We start from the raw sequence: 19,304 nt of genomic DNA, 5'->3' as shown, positions 1-19,304 counted from the left end.
GATGTCCGAGCAGGAAAAGCCTGGATTCTGCACGTTGTGCCGCTCCCGCTGCGGCACGCTCAACGTGGTCGAGAATGACAGGCTTGTCGCTGTACGACCGAATCCAGCTCATCCAACCGGCAAGGCGTTGTGCCCAAAGGGCAGGGCCGCTCCGGAGATCGCGCACTCGGCCCGGCGCCTGAAGACGCCGTTGCGACGCACCGCGCCGAAGGGCGCCGCCGATCCGGGCTTCGTGCCGATATCCTGGGACGAGGCACTGGGCGAGATCGCCGAGCGGCTCGGGCGCTACCGGGAAGAAACCGGACCGGAATCGGTCGCGTTCGCGGTGACGTCGGGGTCTTCGTCCTCGACATCGGACAGCCTGGACTGGATCCAGCGCTTCATCCGCGGCTTCGGCAGTCCCAACAATTGTTTCTCCACCGAGATCTGCAACTGGCACAAGGACCACGCCCACGCCTTCACCTTCGGCTGCGGCCTGCCGACAGCGGACTATCGCAATTCCGAACTGATCCTGCTCTGGGGCCACAACCCCGCCAATGTCTGGCTGGCCCAGGCGGAGGCGATCAGCGCCGCGCGGGCGCGGGGCGCCAAGCTTGCGGTGATCGATCCGCGCCGGACCGGCTCGGCGCGCGACGCTGATCTATGGCTGCGGATCCGCCCCGGCACGGATGCTGCGCTGGCGCTGGGCCTGGCACGCTGGTTGATCGTCAACCGCGCCTACGACGCCGGGTTCGTAAGGCACTGGACCAATGCTGCCTTCCTGATTCGCAACAGCGATGGCTGCTTTCTGCGTGCTGGCGATGTCGGGCTCGAAGGCGACGACTTCCTGGTCTGGGACGAGGCCGCAGGCCACGCGGTGCTAGCCAAGGACGGCCTCGCTGTGGCTGCGCTCGAAGGAGGCTTCGAAGTCATTGGTCCCGACGGCCCCATCGCCTGCCGCACCGGGTTCGATCACTATGTCGCGGCCGCCGAGCCTTACGATCCCGCGGCGGTGGAGCGCATCACCGGCATTCCTGCGGCGCAGGTCGAGCAGCTCGCGGCCACGATCGCGGCCGCTGCATCGGTCTGCTATCACGGTTGGACCGGGCTCGGACAGCACACCAATGCCTCGCAGACCGAACGCGCTGTCGCAACGCTCTATGCATTGACAGGCTGCTTCGATGCGCCGGGCGGCAATGTCAGGATGCCGAACCTCCCGGCTCCCTCGCTGCATTCGATGGCGATGATCCCGCCGGAGACGAGAGCGCGCACGCTCGGGCTCTCGCAGCGTCCGCTCGGCCCGCCGACCGACGGCTGGATCACCTCCAGCGATTTCTACGACGCGGCGCTGACCGGCAAGCCCTACCGCGTGCGCGCGCTGTTCGCGTTTGGCTCCAATCTTCTGGTGTCGCATCCGGCGCCAGAGCGTGGACGGGAGGCGCTGAAGGCGCTCGACTTCCAGGTCCATTGCGATCTGTTCCTGAATCCGACCGCCGAGATGGCCGACATCGTGCTGCCGGTGTCGAGTCCGTGGGAGCACGAGGCGCTGCGTCTGGGCTTCGAGATTTCGCCCGAGGCGCAGGAACTGGTGCAGTTGCGCCCGCAGATGATTCCGCGGCAGGGCGAGGCCCGTTCCGACATGTGGATCGTGTTCCAGCTCGCCAAACGGCTCGGCATGGGCGAGCTGTTCTTCGATGGTGATGTCGAGAAGGGTTTTGCGCACCTGCTCGCCCCGCTCGGACTCGACCTCGAATCGCTCAGGGCGAGGCCGGAGGGCATTCGCGTGCCGCTCAAGCATGCCCATCGCAAATATGAGACGACCGGCTTTGCCACGCAGACCGGCAAGGCCGAGCTCTATTCGGAGCTGCTGCATCGCCATGGCTATCCCGCGGTCCCGCGCTTCATCGAACCAGCCGAGCGTCGCGACGAGGCGTTTCCGCTGACGCTGTTTTCGGCCAACAGCGGCTATTTCTGCCACAGCCAGCATCGGGGCATCAATGCGCTGCGCCGCAAGCGCGCGGAGCCGACGGCCGAAATTCATCCTGAACTCGCCCGCCGCAGGCATATCCGGGAAGGTGACTGGATGCGCGTGAGCAGCCGTATGGGCACGATCCGGATGCGGGCCACCTTCAACGATGCGCTCGCGCAGGATGTGGTGGCGAGCGATTATGGCTGGTGGCAGCCGGCGCCGGATCTTGGCCTTGCGGGCTATCTTTCGGATGAAACACAGCCTGTCGGCGCGAGCTTCAACGCCATCATCGCGGAAGATGGCCGCGATCCCCTGAGCGGGGCGCTGGCGCTGCGCTCTTTTTCCTGCGATGTCGCACCTGAGGAAAGTGCGTCCTGGCAAGGCTGGCGGTCATTCGCCGTGGCGGAGCGTCGCGAGGAATGTTCCGATGTGGTCGGGCTGACGTTGCGGCCCGTCGACCGCGGCTCACTTCCCGCTTTCCGGCCAGGCCAATATGTCAGTGTCCGGATCGGCGAGGCGATCCGATCCTATTCGCTCATCGGAGCCGCGGTCGCGTCACCCGAGGCCTACGACATCGGCGTCAGACACATCGAGGGCGGGCAGGTCTCGACGGCGATCAGGCATGCGCTCGCGCCCGGCGACGTTGTCGAATTGCAGTCACCGACAGGCGGCTTCGTCCTGCCGCTACGTAACGAATTTCCGGTCGTTCTGATCGCCGGCGGCATCGGCATCACACCATTCCTGTCTTATCTCGAAACGCTGGAGGGAACGACCGACGAGCCGCGCGTCACGCTGCACTATGGCTGCCGGGATAGTAAGAGCCGGCCGTTCCAGCTTCGGCTTGAAGCGCTGCGGCAGAGGCTTCCGAACCTGACCCTGGTCACATATTTGAGCCAGCCGCGAAGCGGCGACCGCTTTGACAGGCAGGGTCGGTTCACCGCGTCGGATATCGATCCGGAATTATTGCACAAGCGTGCGCGCTTCTACATGTGCGCATCCGATGCGATGATGGAAGAGGTGAGCGCGGGTCTCCAGGCGCGTGGCGTGCCAGCCTTCGAGATCTTCAGGGAACGTTTCCGCTCACCCGCACCACCCGCGCTCGATGGTCTCGTGCCGCGCCAGATTCATTTCGCCCGTTCTGGCCGAACGCTGACATGGTCGCCGCAGGCGCCGCTGACCAGCATTCTCGCGGCGGCCGAAAGCGCCGGGCTTACGCTTCCGAGCGGCTGCCGTGTCGGACAATGCGAAAGCTGCGCTGTGCCGATGAAGAGCGGCGAGATTCGTCATCTCGTCGATTGCGCGGATCTGGATGAGGGGCATTGCCTGACCTGCCAGGCCGTTCCGCTCTCCGATCTCGTCATCGACGCATGACGGGGTCGCGGAAGCTGGGTCAACTAGCGGCCGCCTAGCTCCAGTTAGGTGAAGAGCCGGATCGCAACATCCGGCTCTTCGTCGGTCCGCCTCAGCGGAACAGATCGAAATGATAGTTCACGCCGACGCGGAAGGTGTGGAACTTCGCGGCGTTCCAGTCCTGCAGATCGTCGTGCTTGAACTCGGTGTAGAGATATTCGGCCTTGGCCGACCATTTCGGCAGGAACGCCCATTCGACGCCGCCGCCCGCAGTCCAGCCCATCTTCATCTTGTTGATCGGACCGTCCTTCAATTCGCCGGCGGCAAGACCCGCGGTCCCGAAGAACAGCAGCCGTGAATCCATCGTCGCGATGCCGGCGCGGGCGCGTCCGGTCATGTACCAGGGCAGGCTGACTGCGGCGCTGTTGAGCGCGTCGTGGTTCTTGATGTCGCCGCCTTCGAAGTCGTTCTCGATGCCCACCACGAACATCGGCGAGAGCTGATAGTTGTAGCCGATCTGCACGCCACCAAAGGCGCCCTTGACCTTGCCGCCATTGGTACCGACGAGCGTGTTGAAGGCGTCGTCGCCGCTCTCGGCATAGCCGGCGTTGAAGCCCGCATAGAGGCCCGTCCAGGAATAAGCGGGCTGCGGCGACGTGTAGGCGGAGGAGGGCGCGGCGTAGCGCGGCGACAGGTCGGCAGCGCAGGCGCTGCCCGCGGCGAACACCGCGGCAAAGGGCAGGGCGCGCATCGTGCAGCGTAAGGCGGCTCTGGCAGTCATGACTCTCAATCTCCCACATGGCCGCCCTTCACGGAGCAGCACTCGTCCAACCCCGATCCGGGAATGGCCGTAGTTATAAACCGACTGGGCGGTTTGTAAATGGCGCAAATGCCACACTCGCGCGCTTTTGCGAGGAGCCGCTTCATGCCAGGCATCGGTGGGGTGCCGGCCCGCGCGAACGCGCCTGTCGGCCGTCGCGCCGCCGTTCTCGTGATCAGTCGACCGCGGTGCGCGAGCGGCGCTGGCTGCTCTGCAGCTCCGGATAGCCGGTGAGCATCAATTTGTCGGCGCGAACGCCCCAGCTCTCCAGGCGATCGAGGAAGCTCATGCCGAGCAAGTTGGTCTTCATCTGTCCGCGCTGCACGACGAGGGCCGGCACCGATTTTTCGACGAGATGGCCGACGGAGAGACGGTCGATTGTGAGGCGAGCTGCCTTGGTGTGGCCGCCGGCGGTCTCGAGATCGACGTCATATTCGAGCATCTCGAGTGGCAGCCCGATCGCCTTCGCGGTTTCCCAGGTCAGCACCACGGAGGTCGCGCCGGTGTCGATCACCATCGGCGCGGCGACGCCGTTGATCTTGGCACGCAACGCGAATTCGCCGCCCTGGCCGCGCGGGATCTGCACAGCGGGAGCGGGCGTTGCAGCCGGTCCGCGGAACATGTGCGAGACCTTGGTGCTGGCGCGCGCGATCTGGTCGGGATCGCCATAGGCGACGACGGCACCGGCGGTGCCGGCGAGCAAGACGATGACGAGCAGGAAACGGATCATTGCGCGCCTCCGCCAGCGCGCAAGCCGGTCAGGCGCGCTTCGGCGACGCTGCGATCGGCGTGAGTCCAGCGTCCGTCATACGAGCCGGCAGCAGCGCCATCACTGCGAGACGTTCCGCGCTTTCCATGGCGTGCCAGCGCGCGATCTCCGGCAAGGTCCGGCCGCAGCCGAAGCACAGCTTGGTCTTGGGATCGATCATGCAGACGGCGACGCACGGCGTTTCTTTGCTCATACGGATATAGTGAAGGATGGTCGGGCATTTCTGCAAGCATCTCGTTTAGGAGCCCGTACCTGCGCTCATGATCGGCTTGTGGCGCGGCCGGCGCTTCTCGTCGGGAACCTCCGGCTGGAGCGGCGGAGAATCATCCGACATCGGCGCCAGCGCGCTCATCACGCGCTCCGGCGGGAAGGTGACGATCACCTCGGTGCCGATGCGCAACTTCGATTTCAGCGTGAATGTGCCGCCATGCAGGTCGATCAGATTCTTGGCGATGGGAAGGCCCAGCCCCGCGCCCTGTTCGGCCGACTTGATCGAGTTGGAGCCCTGGCCGAAGGACGCGAGCACGACCGGGATCTCGTCCTCGGGGATTCCGGAGCCGGAATCCTTCACCGAGAGATATTGTCCGCCCGAAGCCGTCCAGCCGGCCTTGAGCCAGATCTCGCCGCCTTGCGGGGTGAACTTGATCGAGTTGGAGAGCAGGTTGAGCACGACCTGGCGGATCGCGCGCTCGTCGGCCCACAGCCGCGGCATCGCCTGCTCGAACACCTCGTGGATGGTGATGCCGCGGCTCGAGGCGCGCAGCTTCATGAGGTGATGGCAGTCGGCGACGATGCCGACCAGCGACACTGCCTCTTCGTTCAATTCATAGCGCCCGGCCTCGATCCGCGACAGGTCGAGGATTTCGTTGATGAGGTTGAGCAGGTGCACACCGGAATTATGGATGTCGCCGGAATATTCCTTGTAGACCGGTACGGCATGCGCGCCGAAGATCTCGCTCTTCATCACCTCGGAGAAGCCGAGGATCGCGTTCAGCGGTGTGCGCAGCTCGTGGCTCATCTGCGCGAGAAAGCGTGATTTCGCGACGTTGGCGGCCTCGGCGCGGTGGCGCGCTTCGTCCGAGATTGCTTTGGCCTGTTCGAGCTCGCCAATCAGCGCATCCTTCTCGGCGCGCGCCTCGAGCGTGGCGAAGGTCGAGGAGTGCAGGCGGTGCGCCAGCAGCACGAAATAGCCTTCGGCAGCGAGCGCGAGCCCCGCCAGGATGTAATTGTCCAGCGAGCCGGTCATCACAAAGCTCAGCGCCATCCCGACCGCGACCGGGGCGGTCGCGGCAAGGGCGGCGATCGGCAGATTGGCGGCGAGCATGCTCGATACTGCGATCACCAGCAGCATCAGGAACATCATCAGCGTTTCCGTGACCATGTCGAGCACGGGATGGATCAGGATCGCCATCCAGCACAGGCCATAGAGCAGGTCGAGCACGACGAAGCGCGTCCGCCACGCGCGCGTCGCGGCAGGCGAGGCGGGCTCGGCCAGGAAGCGGTGGCAGCTGCGGACCATCGCGGCATGGATGCAGAGCATGCCGGCGGTCCAGGCCGCAGCCGGGATCGGCTGCATCCACAGTCCGAACAGCACGCCGGTGGCCACCACCAGCAGCATCACGACATAGGAGGCCGACAGCCGCGTCTGCGCATATTGGCGCAGCATCTCGGCGTCGAAAGCCGGCCGGGTTCCACTGGTCGACGTTAACTTATCGCGCGCCTCGCGCACCCGCTGCGCCGCAGCCCTTCGGCTGCTCGCCGATGGAGCGCTTGCCGGCTCGGCCGGAAGCTGCACTACCTCAGGCTTTTCAGCGGGGTTACTCATCAAGCAACACGATTCCTGCCCGCGCCGGACGCGGGCCTTCTGCATTGTCTATTTCTGGCAAGAAATCCTTAAGAGGTGACTTAAGGAGCTAAAGAATTACGTTAACCGGGCGTTAATTTTAAGCGCGTCCGTGCTGCTCAGGGCAGCCACGCATGCTGCGCGATGTACACCACGGCTCCCGCCAGATAGCCCGCGAGCGCGGGGCCGGCGATGCGGCGGGCGTACCAGAGGAACTCGATGCGCTCGAGCCCCATGGCAGCAACGCCCGCGGCCGAGCCGATGATCAGGATCGAGCCGCCGGTGCCGGCGCAATAGGCGATGAACTCCCAAAGGAAGCTGTCGGCCGGATAATGCGCGAGGTCGTACATGCCCATGGTCGCGGCGACCAGCGGCACGTTGTCGATGACGGCGCTGAGCAGGCCGAGCACCACGACGATGACGTTCTGGCGGCCGATGGTCGCGTCCAGCCATTTGGCCAGCATGGACAGCAGCCCGGCATGTTCGAGGCTGGCGACGGCAAGCAGGATGCCGACGAAGAACACGATCGAGCCCATGTCGATCCGCGTCAGCGCATGCGCCAGCGACAGCGGGCGGCGCACATGCTCGTCCTTGTCGCGATGGACGATCTCGCCGACCAGCCAGACGATGCCGAGCCCGAGCAGCACGCCCATGAACGGTGGCAGGTGCGTCAGCGTCTTGAACGCGGGCACGGCAATCAGCACGCCGAGCCCGAGATAGAACATCAGATTGCGCTCGAACCGCTCGACAGCAAGCAATCCGCTGTCCTTAGGTGGTGGCGCGATGGTCTTGCCTTTCAGCGAGAGGCTGATGAAGGCGAGCGGCACCAGCAGATTCACCAGCGAGGGCAGGAACACCGCGCTCATGATCTTGAGCGGCGAGATCTGTCCGCCGATCCACAGCATGGTCGTGGTGACGTCGCCGATCACGGTCCAGGCGCCGCCGGCATTGGCGGCGATGACGATGAGGGAGGCGAACAGCAGCCGGTCCTCGCGCCGTGCGATCAGCCGCTGGACCAGCGAGATCATGACGATGGTGGTCGTCAGATTATCGAGGATCGCGCTGAGGAAGAAGGCGACGAACCCGACCAGCCACATCAGCTTGACCTGGCTGGTCGTGCTGATGCGGGAGGTGATGACCTCAAACCCGTCATGGGCGTCGACCACCTCGACGATGGTCATCGCACCGATCAGGAAGAACACGATCTGCGCGGTGGAGGCGACGGATTCGTCGAGCGCGCGGCCGACCAGCGCATGGTCGCCCGTCGCGACGGCGTAGACCGTCCAGAGCAGGCCCGCACCGAGCAGCGCGGACGCACTCTTGTTGACCCCGATCGGATGCTCGAGCGCGATCGCCGCATAAGCGATAACGAAGATGGCGGCGAGCGCGATCAGCAAAGCGGGGTCAGTTCGTCAGGTGTCAACGATTGAGACGTGCGAGCAGGCTCGACGTATCCCAGCGCTTGCCGCCCATCTTCTCGACCTCGGCATAGAACTGGTCGACCAGCGCGGTGACAGGCAGATTGGCGCCGTTGCGGCGGGCTTCGGCCAGCGCGATCGAGAGATCCTTGCGCATCCATTCGACCGCGAAGCCGAAATCGTACTTGTCGTCGTTCATGGTCTTGTAGCGGTTCTCCATCTGCCAGGATTGCGCTGCGCCCTTGGAGATGGTCTCGATCACGGCGGCGACGTCGAGGCCGCTCTTCTTGGCGAAGTGGATACCCTCGGAGAGGCCCTGCACGAGGCCGGCGATGCAGATCTGGTTGACCATCTTGGTGAGCTGGCCGCTTCCGGCGGGCCCGAGCAGTTTGCACATCCGCGCATAGGCGCCTGTGATGATCGGCTCGGCGCCGGCATAAACATCCTGCGCGCCGCCGCACATCACCGTCAGCACGCCGTTCTCGGCGCCGGCCTGGCCGCCGGAGACGGGCGCGTCGATGAATTTGAAGCCGGCTTTCGTCGCGGCCGCATCGAGCTCGCGGGCGACTTCGGCGGACGCGGTGGTGTGATCGACGAAGGTCGCGCCCTTCTTCATGCCGGCGAACGCACCATCAGCACCAATGGTGACCGAGCGCAGATCATTGTCGTTGCCGACGCAGCACATCACGAAATCCTGGCCTTCGGCCGCGGCCTTCGGGGTCGCCGCGGTCTTGCCGCCGAACTTGTCCGCCCACTCCTTCGCCTTCGCCGCGGTGCGGTTGTAGACGGTGACCTCATGGCCCCCTTTTTTCACGAGGTGTCCGGCCATGGGGAAGCCCATCACGCCGAGACCGAGGAAAGCGACTTTAGCCATGTGTGGTACCTTGTCCGTAGCTTGAGTTTTACGGTTGCAGCCGGGGCGCAGGGCGCCGGCTGGGGTCCTGAGGTTCCGCCCTGGGGGCGGATCGGGCGCACCATAAACCGTTAAGGGCGGAGGGCAACGGCTTCGTTTGACGGCCCCCTGTGCTAGGATGGCGGGCCTCAAGGACTTCAAAACAAGGGAGCGAAAGCATGGGCGGCACAAGTGTCGGCGTCCTCGATCATTTCAACATCCGGACCCGGAATCTGGCCGAGACGGTCCGCTTCTACGAGGACGTGCTGGGCCTGGAAAAAGGCGCCCGGCCGAATTTCGCCTTCCCGGGCGCCTGGATGTACAGCGAGGGCAAGCCGGTGGTGCACCTCGTCGATATCTCCCCGACCTCGGAGCCGCAAAAGCCGGATTCCGGCGTGGTCCACCATGTCGCCTTCGTCAGCCGCGGTTTCGACGGCATGAAGCAGCGGCTAGCTTCCAAGGGCATGAAATTCGACTCCCGCCAGGTGCCGGGCGGCGACCTCTGGCAGATCTTTGTCCACGACCCCAACGGGGTCATGATCGAGCTGAATTACGAGGCAGCTCTGGAGCAGGGGGCCGCCCCCGCGGAGATGGCTGGTGATATCGGCAGGCAGTAGCCTTTTGGTCGTTTCCGCTCTAATGGGGCATCCTCAAGCCTTGGGCATGATCGTATCGGAAAACCGCCCACACTTTTCCCGATCATGCCCTACTCCAGGAGATGCGCATTGAGCGTGACGCAGCAACAGGTTCTCGACACCCTCGGCCGGATCAAGTCGCCGCGCGGGGTCGCGCTCACCAATGCCAATGTGCTGAGCGCGATCAGCGCTGCCGACGGCAAGGTGTTCTTCTCGATCAACGTCGATGCCGCGGAGGCGCGGGCCTGGGAATCCGTCCGGGCCGAAGCCGAGGCTGCCGTGCGCGCCATGCCCGGCGTCACCACCGTGATGGTGGCGCTGACCGCCGAGCGCAAAGCGGGCGCGGCACCGCCTCCGCCGCCAACGCCGAGCCGCGGCGCGCCCGGCGTGCAGCCGGTCCATGCCCACAAGCCGCCGCCACAGGGCGGCGCCCAATCGCCGATGGCGCGGCAATCCGAGATTCCGGGCGTTGCCGCTGTGATCGCGGTCGCCTCCGGCAAGGGCGGCGTCGGCAAATCGACCACCGCGCTCAATCTGGCGCTGGGCCTGCGCGACCTCGGCCTCAAGGTCGGGCTGCTCGATGCCGACATCTACGGCCCCTCGGTGCCGCGGCTGACCGGCCTTCACGAGAAGCCGGAGCTGGACGCCGAGCGCAAGATGATTCCGCTCCGGCGGTTTGGCCTCGCCATCATGTCGATCGGTTTCCTCGTCGAGGAAGAGACCGCGATGATCTGGCGCGGACCGATGGTGATGTCGGCGGTGACGCAGATGCTGCGCGACGTCGCATGGGGCACGCTCGACGTGCTCGTGGTCGACATGCCGCCGGGCACCGGCGATGCCCAGCTTACGCTGGCGCAGAACGTGCCACTGAAGGGCGCCGTGATCGTCTCGACCCCGCAGGACCTGTCCCTGATCGACGCGCGGCGAGGGCTTGCCATGTTCAGGAAGGTCAACGTGCCCGTGCTCGGCATCGTCGAGAACATGAGCTATTTCCAGTGCCCGCATTGCGGCACGAAATCCGACATCTTCGGTCATGGCGGGGCGCGCCACGAGGCCGAGAAGCTGGAGGTGCCGTTCCTGGGCGAGATCCCGCTGCACATGGCGATTCGCGCCACCTCGGACGCCGGCAATCCCGTCGTCGACAGCAAGCCTGACGGCCCCCATGCGGCGATCTATCGCGCCATTGCGGGACAGGTCCGGGACCAGCTCAAGGGCGTCATCGCCGCAGCCTGAGGCTCTCAGACCAGTCCCTTGGGGACATGCGACTTTCGTAGCGCCCCGTCATGCCATTGTCGCGTTCCGAAACCGGGCCGTCCGTGTTAAAGGCCCACGGCAGTCAAGCCCCTTCGGTCCGACGCGCCCCAAAACGCGTCGCCGGAATGAGCGGCAGCAAAAGAGGAAGTTAGGGGAAACGCCCCAGCAAGGAGAGACCTGAAGATGAAGCGTCGTGATTTCCTGAAAGTGTCGGCAGCAGGCGCGGCGGCGACCGCCGCGGTGGCCTCGCCGGCGATCGCGCAATCCTCGCCCGAGATCAAGTGGCGCATGACGTCGAGCTTCCCGAAGTCGCTCGACACCATCTATGGCGGCGGCGAGCAGGTGGCGAAATACGTCGCCGAGATGACCGACAACAAATTCCAGATCCAGGTGTTCGCCGCCGGCGAAATCGTCCCGGGTCTCCAGGCGCTCGACGCGACCTCGAACGGCACCGTCGAGATGTGCCACACCGTGTCCTACTACTACGTCGGCAAGGACCCGACCTGGGCGATCTACGCCTCGGTGCCGTTCGGCCTCAATGCGCGCCAGCAGAACTCCTGGTGGTACCAGGGCGGCGGCCAGGAGCTCGGCAACGAGTTCTTCAAGAAGTCGAACGTGATCGGTCATCCCTGCGGCAACACCGGCACCCAGATGGGCGGCTGGTTCCGCAAGGAGATCAAGACCGTTGCGGATCTCGGCGGCCTCAAGATGCGCATCGGCGGCATCGCCGGCCAGGTGCTTCAGAAGGTCGGCGTGGTGCCGCAGCAGCTTGCCGGCGGTGACATCTATCCGGCGCTGGAAAAGGGCACCATCGACGCGGCCGAGTGGGTCGGCCCCTACGATGACGAGAAGCTCGGCTTCGCCAAGGTCGCCAAGTACTATTACTATCCCGGCTTCTGGGAAGGCGGTCCGACCGTCCACGCCTTCACCAACCTCGACAAGTGGAATTCGCTGCCGAAGAGCTACCAGGCGATCCTCACCAACGCGATGGCCAATGCCAACAGCTGGATGGCCGCGCGTTACGACATGCAGAACCCGTCGGCACTGAAGCGTCTGGTTGCCGGCGGCACCCAGCTGCGTCCGTTCACCAACGAGGTGCTGGAAGCCTGCCTCAAGGCGACCAACGAGCTGTGGGGCGAGATCTCGGCCAAGAACGCCGACTTCAAGAAGTCGATCGACGCCATGCAGGCCTACCGCTCCGACGAATATCTGTGGTGGCAGGTCGCCGAATACACCTACGACAGCTTCATGATCCGCTCGCGCACCCGCGGCTGATCGTCGAACACGTCGGACGATTGAGCCCGGCCTCCTCGTGAGGCCGGGCTTTTTCTTTGGCCAATCCGGGGCCCGAGACAAAAATGCGAAAACAACCCCATGCACAGTAGAAACGCGGAAAGCCTGCGTCGCCTGGTGGATGTCGCCAACGGTCTGATGCGTTGTGAGAAATCGGCGAGGAGACGCGACCTCGTGCAATTGGGGCCGAAATGCGGTCTTGCGGTTGGAACAAGAGCTTCGTATGGCTTGATCGGAGGCCAAGTTGTTCGGAATGCCATCGTCTTTTTGGCGCAGCGCTGCGTCCGCGTCGTCATTGCTTCGCCGCGCTCGCAATGACGAGTGGATGGAGTTGGGCCTAACGAGGCCGTTTGACTCGTCGGGCAAAACAGGGGTACAGGTATATCATCGAATAATCCGAAATCAGGGCCTTGGTCGTCGCAAGGGCCGAACGCGGTAAGGGCTGGTCCCCGCGCATCGCGCGATTTCGGAACGCCGCCACCCGCGATCACCCGAAAAATCCCGACGCGCTTGGTAAATCCCTGCGCCTGATCGGGGCCTTGCCTCCGTATAAAAGTGACAATCGACCAGAAATTGTCGCGGGGGCCGTTTTGCACTTCAAGGATGGGTTCGTCGAACAGTTCGCCCGAGACCCGCTCTGGGCCTCGTTCTTGCCGCCGCCTCCGAATGACGGAGAGGATCCCGCCAGGTTGCTGCCGGGACGAAACATGCGGCGACAATCCAGATCGACGGATACGCCCGACGAGATCTGGAACGATCTCGCAACGCGCATCAACGTCTATCCCTACGCCACCAGCGACCAATGCAGTGAGAAGCACTATCGAGACGTCGTCGAATTCATCCGGTTGAACAACGGCATCATCGACCGTTTCGTCGAGTGCGGTGTCTTTCAGGGCGGCCTCAGCGTGATCCTTGCGGGTTGCGCGCAGGCTTTCGATTTCCGGCTCGATCTCGTGGACGTCAATCCGGCCGCGCTCAACGCGACCTTTCAGAGGATAAGGCTGACTTTTCCGGAGGCCATCCCGCGAATTCGCCTCTTCCTGGGTGAGTTGCCGAACTACGTGAAGGCCTGTCTGGAGGAAGGCGATCTGCGCAACGTCATGCTGCATCACGACGGCTCGCATCGCTTCAACATCGTCGTGCGTGACCTTGCCTCGCTCTTCTATCTGCGTTCGCAGCTTCATGCGGTGCTGGTGCAGGACACTCACCTCAGACATTCCGATCCCGCGAATTACTGCTTCGTCGACGCCGCGCTCGCAGCCGTGTTCGGCGTCGACCTGAGGTATCAGCCCATTGGCGTGACCTTCGGCGCGACGACCAACCCCGAACTGCTCGCGCGAGAGGGGAAGCATGACGTCTATTTCCTGGGTGGGCGCCCGGAGGGAATGATGATCCCGCTACAGGAAAACAGCTTCCTCTATCCGCACGCCGTTCACACCATCGACGACTTCATCGCATTTCCAAAGCAAGCCTGAAATCACCTTCGTCGCAATGCAATCGAGGGCATCATGAGCGTATCGACCTTTCTTCAACCTGACTCCACGAGCCAGACCGTTGCAGCGTATTCGCCGACGATCGACGGCGACATTGCCGTTTTCACACGAATTGCGGATGCATTCGCGCCGCACGCGCAGGCGACACCCGACATGACGGTGGCTCTCGATGCGGGCCATCCGCTGCCGGTGGCGGTGGCGCGGGCGCCTACGCGAAGAGTCTTCTCACGGGCGGGTTCTCCGGCGGCATTGCCGTGACGGTGGGAGCCGGTGGTGGTGCACCGGCCGCCGGCGCCAATGCGGGTAACGACGGCGGAGCGTCGAGTTTCGGGTCCCTGATTGCGGCCCCCGGCGGCAAGGGCGGCTACGCCGGGACGGCCTACACGCCACCTGCCGTGAACGGCGGCTGTCCGGGTCAATCCGCCGCAACCGGCGGGAATCTGATCAACGCTGCCGGAGGAGCCGGCGCTCCCGGCTTCGTGCTGGGCTCGACCGTCGTGATCGGCGGGACCGGCGGCGAATCCTTCTTCGGCGGCGGCGGGCAAGGGTCTGGAAATGCCGCGGGGCATTCCGCGGCTTCGCCCGGCGCCGGAGGTGGCGGCGCAAGTGCGATCCGCAGTGGCTCCGTCGCTAGCGGAGGAGCAGGAGGCGATGGTATCGTGATCGTCTACGAGTATTTCTGAATCCTGCCTCGGACGCAGTGACATGGTCCAATGAGCGGCATTGGCCAAGTCGATCGAGGCCATCGGACAGGCCTCGATCTCCGGGAGTGGCGATGGGTTTCGATCCCGACGACGTTCAACGCACGCTGCGCAAGGCGTGGTCGTCATCGACGTCCAGCCAGTGGACGGCGGACAATCCGGCTGCGGGGCAATGCAACGTCACCGCGCTGCTGATCCACGAACTCTTCGGAGGCGAGCTGCTGAAGACGCCGCTGCCGGCTGGCGACCATTTCTACAACCGGATCCAAGGCCGGCGTTACGATTTCACGGCGAGCCAGTTCGATCAGCCGATCGCGTACATGGACAGGCCGACGGATCGCGCCGATGCGGAGCAGGGGACAACGAGCAATCAATTGGCTGTGTTGAGAGATGCGTTTGTCGGACGTCAAATTGGTAAACCGTAGGATGGTAGAGCGCAGCGAAACCCATCATCTCCCCAAAACGATCGAGCGTGTCATTCGGATTGAGCAGACCGCGATGGGTTTCGCTTCGCTCTACCCATCCTACGCGCTGCGTGCTCCAGACGCGTCAGTGCTGCGCCGCCTTCCAGTCGCGCTTGATTTTCTTCGCCAGCGACCATTTGTGGACTTCGGTCGGGCCGTCATAGATCCGGAAGGCGCGGATCTCGCGAAAAGCCTGCTCGACGATGGTTTCCGTCGAGACGCCGGTGCCGCCCATCACCTGGACGCAGCGATCGGCGACGCGCATCAGCGCTTCCGACACGGCAACCTTCGCCATGGAGCTCTCGGCCGTGCCGAGCGAGCCGGTGTCGAGCACACCCGCGCACCAGTCGATCATCAGCTCCGATTGCTGGAGGTCGATCAAATTCTCCGCCAACATGAAGCCGACGCCTTCGTGATCGACCAGCGGCTTTCCGAACGCCTGGCGGCGGCAGGCATAATCGGTGGCGATTTCGTTGGCGCGGATCGCAAGGCCCAGCCAGCGCATGCAGTGCGACAGGCGCGCGGGGCTCAGGCGGATCTGCGCGTATTTGAAGCCGTCGCCGGACGCGCCGAGCATCTGGTCGGCCGGCACGCGAAGGTTCTCGATGTCGATCTCGGCATGTCCGCCGGGCATCGAGCTGTCGATCGTATCCAGCACGCGCAAGGTGCGGATCGCGGGATTGGGCAGATCGACCAGGAACATGCAGGCGCCGTCGTTCGACTTCGCCATGACGATGCCGACTTTTGCGCCCTCCGCCCCGGTGATGAACTTCTTGCGCCCGTTGATGACCCAGTGATTGCCGTCGAGACGGCATGTCGTCTGCATCATCGACGGATCGGATCCAGCGCCGCCCGTATCCGCAGGCTCGGTCATGAAGAACGCTGAGCGCGCCTTGCCCGACACCAGCGGCTCGAGGAAGCGCGTCTTCTGCTCGCCGCTCCCGACCTTGCCGAGCAGATACATGTTGCCTTCATCCGGCGCCATGGTGTTGCACGCCAGCGGCCCGAGCGGCGAGAGGCCGGTCTTGATCAAGGCCTTTGCGGTCTCGCGTTGCGTGAGATGGGATCCATCGGCAAGAATATGCGGCGTCAGGACGCCGGCCTCGCGCGCCTTGGCGCGCAGCTCCTGCACGAGCTCGTCGCTCGGCCCGTGCGGGCCTGTCCGCGGATCTTTCTCGTAGGGAATGACCTCGGTGCGGATGAACGCTTCGATCTTCGCGGCAAGGCTGTCGTCTTGATTGGACATATTTAAGGAAACTCCGGTCGACCCCCGCCTCGGCGGGGCGCTGGCTGTCGATCGACGCCGCTCGATGACGGGGCGTAAGCAGGAGATTGCGGCGATCGATCGCAGTGAAGGAAACTCGTTATATTAGACGGGTGAGCCAGATTTGAGCAACAGCCACGCCAAGGCTGGCGGAGCCCCGTTGGACGACGGAAGCCGCGATCCGTCGGGTCTGCCGCAACTGCCAGCCGAAAGCGGACGTTCAGCGAAGAGGCCTTCGTATCAGCTTGGGGCCACTAGCGGTCTAGGAGGGGACAGACGCCGCTGGCGCTGGTGATAGCTTCGTCTGGACTCTTACCCGTCCCGCCTCCGAATCTCAGCCTCACGCCATCCGGATAAAGGTAGCGGCAATTGTAGGTGTAGAAACCACCCATGCTCGCCTGGTAATCTGTCATCGATCCCACGAAGATCCCGCGCGTCAGGCCGTAGCCGAACAGCGAGACCACGAGTAGCCCGAAGAAGCTCCAACCAACTTTTATACCCGCGCTCATTAGCCAAGCTCCGCTAGTTCGTCTTCAAGCTTTTCCCGTTTCCCATTGGCATCGGACTTCAAGGCTATCGTCTTGATGGGACATCATAACGGAAACACCGGTCGATCCCCGCCTTGGCGGCGCGCTGGCATTCGATCGTGGCGGATGTGGGAGATTGCGGCCATCGATCGCAGTGACGGAAGCTCGTTTTATAGACGGGTGGGCCGGATTTGAGCAACGGCCGCGCTTGCGCCATCGAAGCCCTGTTCGGCCCCTCGCGAAGGCCTGCGATTGTTCAACAGCATTCGTTGCGATTTACGGTTGTTAAAATCACTTGGCATAGCTTTGTGATCATGGCTGTCATTACCTTCAACACTGCCGGATTGCTAATCGGACTGGTGCTGATCTCGTGGATCGACCGCAAGTGCTCCGCATTGGCTTGGTCGATAACCGTATTCGCAGTCATTCCGCCGTTGGCGATGCTCTGGGCGGAGTCCTGCTGGTTCTTGGGACTTTCATGCTCAAGTGTGGGTCACGTCCTTCTCGTTCCATTTTTCTTTGCGCTCGCCGGTTTTGGTGGGTTCGGCGTAGGCGCTCTCGTCGGAGTCATCACCATGGATTTTTACAGGGCCAAGCGTTTGGGGCAGGGTTGGCATACTTGGAAAAGGGTCGAAAAGGATCTGGCGTAAGGACCACCCAGCGATTGCTGGCGATATTTGCCCTTTGGTCGTGATACGCCCGCCCTGGGCCACAGGTGGGCTCGGACGAATAGGACTTGAATTAAACAGGCTATTCTATGGGGCCAATGAGTCCGAGTTCGCTCAGTAAAATCATTGCCAGAAAAACGGGCCAGAGGGCGGCCACGCGAAGCTCATGAAGTGCGAGGCTTAGAAATTCGCCAGGGCTGTGAAACAGTCCGTCCCTGTAGTCGGACACCAAAATAAACGCTTCCAGCGCAATCACGCCGACAAGGTAGATGCCGAGGATGGTCAGCAGGGCTCTCTTCATACACCCTCCGGGTGAATCGACCGGAGCCTATACACTACGGCACTAAAGGTCACTGCTATTCCGGATGAGGCGCTGCTATCGTCATGCTCATTCGGCATCTGGCGCGCCGAACCATCGCGCGGCGGCGCGAGATGCGTGCTCTTGGTCGTGAGCATCCTCACTGGCCCAGGCCACAATGCCGTCGGGGCGCACCAGCAGCGCGCTCAGGCCGAGGCGGTCCTTGGCGTCACTTGCGACATAGGTGATGCGGCCGCCCCAGCGGCTTGCAAGCGCCTGGAGCGGTGACGGGGCACTGAAATCGAGCAGCAGTCCTCGCCCTGTCTGGAGCAACTCGCTCAGTCTTGTCCCATCGTCCAATTCAAAGTCGGGCGCACTTCGCCCGACCAAAGGATGGCCTCCGCCGAGGTCGTAGCGGAGAGAGACGCCCCACACGCGCTCGGCGAAATAGGTCGCACCGTCGCGGGTGTCGATGAGATCGCGGATGATCGCTTCGAGCGCGCGGGAGCTTTTGCTGGGGCGCATCAGCGCGACCTGCGCGCGCGACCAGTCGAGGATTTTTGCGCCCACGGGATGCTGCTCGGCTGAATAGCTGTCGAGCAGGCCGGCCGGCGCATCGCCGCGAATGGTCGCCGCGAGTTTCCAGCCGAGGTTCATGGCATCACCGAGGCCGAGGTTGAGGCCCTGGCCGCCCAGCGGCGAATGGATATGCGCGGCATCGCCAGCGAGCAAGACGCGGCCGTTGCGATAGTCGGTTGCCTGATGAGCACGATCGGTCCAGGTGGTGGCAAGCAGCAGGGTCGTCACCGTTACGTCGATGCCGGAGACCCTGCGCAACACCGCTTCGATATGGTCGCGCTGCGGTTCGCTGCGGTGAGCGGCGCCGCCGTCGAAGTCGACCATCGCGATCGTGCCGGGCGCGGCGAATGTGTACATGCCCGACGGCGTGTAGTGGCGGCCCGGCTTGAGCGCCGCCGGATCGGCCAGTTCGACCTGCACAGAGTATCCGGTGAACTCCGGATCAGTGCCGGTGAAGCCGATGCCGGCCGCCTTTCGCACGCTGCTGCGCCCGCCGTCGCAGCCGACGAGCCAGCGGCCATGGACGGTCTCGCCGGGTAGCTCAACGGCGACGCCGTCGCTCGATTGCGTGAAGGCTTCGACGCCACAACCGCGCCTGATCTTTGCACCCAGCGCTTCGGCGCGGATCGCAAGCACGGACTCGATGCTCGCCATGTCGGCGGCCACGCTGCCGATCGGGCCGGACAGGCGATATGGCCATTGCGTAGCGTCGATCTGATCGTGGAAGAACTGGATGCCGGCGAAATGACCGCCCGGGCGACGCTGCTGCTGCATCCAGTGCGCAGCCGCCGGCGTGTCGCGGCTTGCCGCGCGAGCTTTCAGATTATCCAGCAAGCCGCGGCGGTCGAAGCTTTCGATTGTCGGCACCGAAAGGCCGCGCAAACCAAACGGCAGGCTCTTCAGCGGGGCGTGCGGGTCATGCGCCTTCTCCAGCACAAGCACCGAACACCCGGCAAGCCGCAGCTCGCAAGCCAGAAACAGGCCGACGGGACCGGCGCCGGCGATGATGACGTCATAGGGAATCGTGTCGGGGGTCTGCATGAAATGCTCCGTTATCGATGATCGATGTTCGACCGGAGCGTTTCCCA

General features: G+C 64.0%; 17 protein-coding genes. 8 read left to right on the top strand and 9 right to left on the bottom strand.

From position 1 onward, the window contains the following. Position 1 precedes the first annotated feature (1 nt). On the top strand, positions 2–3,319 hold the full coding sequence (locus AC1RR3_RS20150) for a molybdopterin-dependent oxidoreductase (protein ID WP_492824851.1): 3,318 nt from the start codon (positions 2–4) through the stop codon (positions 3,317–3,319). A gap of 91 nt (positions 3,320–3,410) precedes the next feature. On the opposite strand, the gene AC1RR3_RS20145 is transcribed toward AC1RR3_RS20150, so the two are convergent. The 6 genes from AC1RR3_RS20145 to AC1RR3_RS20120 all read right to left on the bottom strand — a co-directional run bounded on the left by AC1RR3_RS20145 (position 3,411) and on the right by AC1RR3_RS20120 (position 9,022). Next, complete coding sequence (locus AC1RR3_RS20145; protein ID WP_492824850.1) at positions 3,411–4,079, bottom strand: outer membrane protein; 669 nt, start codon at positions 4,077–4,079, stop codon at positions 3,411–3,413. 214 nt (positions 4,080–4,293) lie between these two features. Continuing rightward, on the bottom strand, positions 4,294–4,848 hold the full coding sequence (locus AC1RR3_RS20140) for a TIGR02281 family clan AA aspartic protease (RefSeq protein ID WP_492824849.1): 555 nt from the start codon (positions 4,846–4,848) through the stop codon (positions 4,294–4,296). Positions 4,849–4,876: 28 nt separating this feature from the next. Beyond that, entirely contained in the window at positions 4,877–5,080 is a 204-nt protein-coding gene (locus AC1RR3_RS20135) for a DUF1289 domain-containing protein (RefSeq protein ID WP_492824848.1), read from the bottom strand. Between the two features lie 45 nt (positions 5,081–5,125). Further along, positions 5,126–6,712: a sensor histidine kinase gene (locus AC1RR3_RS20130; protein WP_492824847.1), complete on the bottom strand. Its 1,587-nt coding sequence runs from the start codon at positions 6,710–6,712 to the stop codon at positions 5,126–5,128. A gap of 137 nt (positions 6,713–6,849) precedes the next feature. Further along, positions 6,850–8,127: a sodium:proton antiporter NhaD gene (gene nhaD / locus AC1RR3_RS20125; protein WP_492824846.1), complete on the bottom strand. Its 1,278-nt coding sequence runs from the start codon at positions 8,125–8,127 to the stop codon at positions 6,850–6,852. Positions 8,128–8,149: 22 nt separating this feature from the next. Beyond that, positions 8,150–9,022 (bottom strand): NAD(P)-dependent oxidoreductase, encoded by an 873-nt coding sequence (locus tag AC1RR3_RS20120; protein WP_492824845.1) that lies wholly within the window; start codon positions 9,020–9,022, stop codon positions 8,150–8,152. Positions 9,023–9,219: 197 nt separating this feature from the next. Here AC1RR3_RS20120 and AC1RR3_RS20115 point away from each other — a divergent pair, with 197 nt between their 5' ends. From AC1RR3_RS20115 to AC1RR3_RS20090, 6 genes are all read left to right on the top strand, one after another. Further along, complete coding sequence (locus AC1RR3_RS20115) at positions 9,220–9,657, top strand: VOC family protein (RefSeq protein WP_492824844.1); 438 nt, start codon at positions 9,220–9,222, stop codon at positions 9,655–9,657. Positions 9,658–9,765: 108 nt separating this feature from the next. Then, positions 9,766–10,908 carry an Mrp/NBP35 family ATP-binding protein gene (locus tag AC1RR3_RS20110; protein ID WP_492824843.1) on the top strand — a complete coding sequence of 381 codons (1,143 nt, stop codon included), beginning with the start codon at positions 9,766–9,768 and terminating at the stop codon, positions 10,906–10,908. Between the two features lie 204 nt (positions 10,909–11,112). Beyond that, the gene (locus AC1RR3_RS20105) at positions 11,113–12,204 is read left to right on the top strand and encodes a TRAP transporter substrate-binding protein (protein WP_492824842.1); all 1,092 of its coding nucleotides are present in this window, start codon (positions 11,113–11,115) and stop codon (positions 12,202–12,204) included. Between the two features lie 428 nt (positions 12,205–12,632). Then, a complete protein-coding gene (locus AC1RR3_RS20100) occupies positions 12,633–13,697 on the top strand; it encodes a class I SAM-dependent methyltransferase (protein WP_492824841.1) in 1,065 nt (354 codons plus the stop codon). A 140-nt stretch (positions 13,698–13,837) separates the two neighbouring features. After that, positions 13,838–14,398, top strand: coding sequence for a glycine-rich domain-containing protein (locus AC1RR3_RS20095; RefSeq protein WP_492825150.1), 561 nt, complete (start codon positions 13,838–13,840; stop codon positions 14,396–14,398). Positions 14,399–14,490: 92 nt separating this feature from the next. Next, positions 14,491–14,841, top strand: coding sequence for a YunG family protein (locus AC1RR3_RS20090; RefSeq protein ID WP_492824840.1), 351 nt, complete (start codon positions 14,491–14,493; stop codon positions 14,839–14,841). A gap of 124 nt (positions 14,842–14,965) precedes the next feature. Here the strand turns inward: AC1RR3_RS20090 and AC1RR3_RS20085 are convergent, their stop codons facing one another. After that, the gene (locus AC1RR3_RS20085) at positions 14,966–16,126 is read right to left on the bottom strand and encodes an acyl-CoA dehydrogenase family protein (protein ID WP_492824839.1); all 1,161 of its coding nucleotides are present in this window, start codon (positions 16,124–16,126) and stop codon (positions 14,966–14,968) included. Positions 16,127–16,862: 736 nt separating this feature from the next. Between AC1RR3_RS20085 and AC1RR3_RS20080 the strand changes: the two genes are divergently transcribed. Beyond that, the gene (locus tag AC1RR3_RS20080) at positions 16,863–17,321 is read left to right on the top strand and encodes a hypothetical protein (protein ID WP_492824838.1); all 459 of its coding nucleotides are present in this window, start codon (positions 16,863–16,865) and stop codon (positions 17,319–17,321) included. 100 nt (positions 17,322–17,421) lie between these two features. Here AC1RR3_RS20080 and AC1RR3_RS20075 read toward each other — a convergent pair whose 3' ends face one another. Together AC1RR3_RS20075 and AC1RR3_RS20070 are read right to left on the bottom strand one after the other, a co-directional pair. Continuing rightward, complete coding sequence (locus AC1RR3_RS20075; protein WP_492824837.1) at positions 17,422–17,640, bottom strand: hypothetical protein; 219 nt, start codon at positions 17,638–17,640, stop codon at positions 17,422–17,424. Between the two features lie 87 nt (positions 17,641–17,727). Further along, positions 17,728–19,257 carry an FAD-dependent monooxygenase gene (locus tag AC1RR3_RS20070; protein ID WP_492824836.1) on the bottom strand — a complete coding sequence of 510 codons (1,530 nt, stop codon included), beginning with the start codon at positions 19,255–19,257 and terminating at the stop codon, positions 17,728–17,730. Positions 19,258–19,304 lie beyond the last annotated feature (47 nt).

The sequence above is a fragment of the Bradyrhizobium sp. GW821-FHT13H05 genome, assembly GCF_058804065.1.
Note: the sequence above shows the minus strand (reverse complement) of the source record. Positions and strands in the feature narration are given on the sequence as shown.

Coding starts and splice junctions, on each gene's coding strand:
- AC1RR3_RS20150 (WP_492824851.1), top strand. CDS start 2: ATGTCCGAGCAGGAAAAGCCTGGATTCTGCACGTTGTGCCGCTCCCGC.
- AC1RR3_RS20145 (WP_492824850.1), bottom strand. CDS start 4,079: ATGACTGCCAGAGCCGCCTTACGCTGCACGATGCGCGCCCTGCCCTTT.
- AC1RR3_RS20140 (WP_492824849.1), bottom strand. CDS start 4,848: ATGATCCGTTTCCTGCTCGTCATCGTCTTGCTCGCCGGCACCGCCGGT.
- AC1RR3_RS20135 (WP_492824848.1), bottom strand. CDS start 5,080: ATGAGCAAAGAAACGCCGTGCGTCGCCGTCTGCATGATCGATCCCAAG.
- AC1RR3_RS20130 (WP_492824847.1), bottom strand. CDS start 6,712: ATGAGTAACCCCGCTGAAAAGCCTGAGGTAGTGCAGCTTCCGGCCGAG.
- AC1RR3_RS20120 (WP_492824845.1), bottom strand. CDS start 9,022: ATGGCTAAAGTCGCTTTCCTCGGTCTCGGCGTGATGGGCTTCCCCATG.
- AC1RR3_RS20115 (WP_492824844.1), top strand. CDS start 9,220: ATGGGCGGCACAAGTGTCGGCGTCCTCGATCATTTCAACATCCGGACC.
- AC1RR3_RS20105 (WP_492824842.1), top strand. CDS start 11,113: ATGAAGCGTCGTGATTTCCTGAAAGTGTCGGCAGCAGGCGCGGCGGCG.
- AC1RR3_RS20090 (WP_492824840.1), top strand. CDS start 14,491: ATGGGTTTCGATCCCGACGACGTTCAACGCACGCTGCGCAAGGCGTGG.
- AC1RR3_RS20085 (WP_492824839.1), bottom strand. CDS start 16,126: ATGTCCAATCAAGACGACAGCCTTGCCGCGAAGATCGAAGCGTTCATC.
- AC1RR3_RS20075 (WP_492824837.1), bottom strand. CDS start 17,640: ATGAAGAGAGCCCTGCTGACCATCCTCGGCATCTACCTTGTCGGCGTG.
- AC1RR3_RS20070 (WP_492824836.1), bottom strand. CDS start 19,257: ATGCAGACCCCCGACACGATTCCCTATGACGTCATCATCGCCGGCGCC.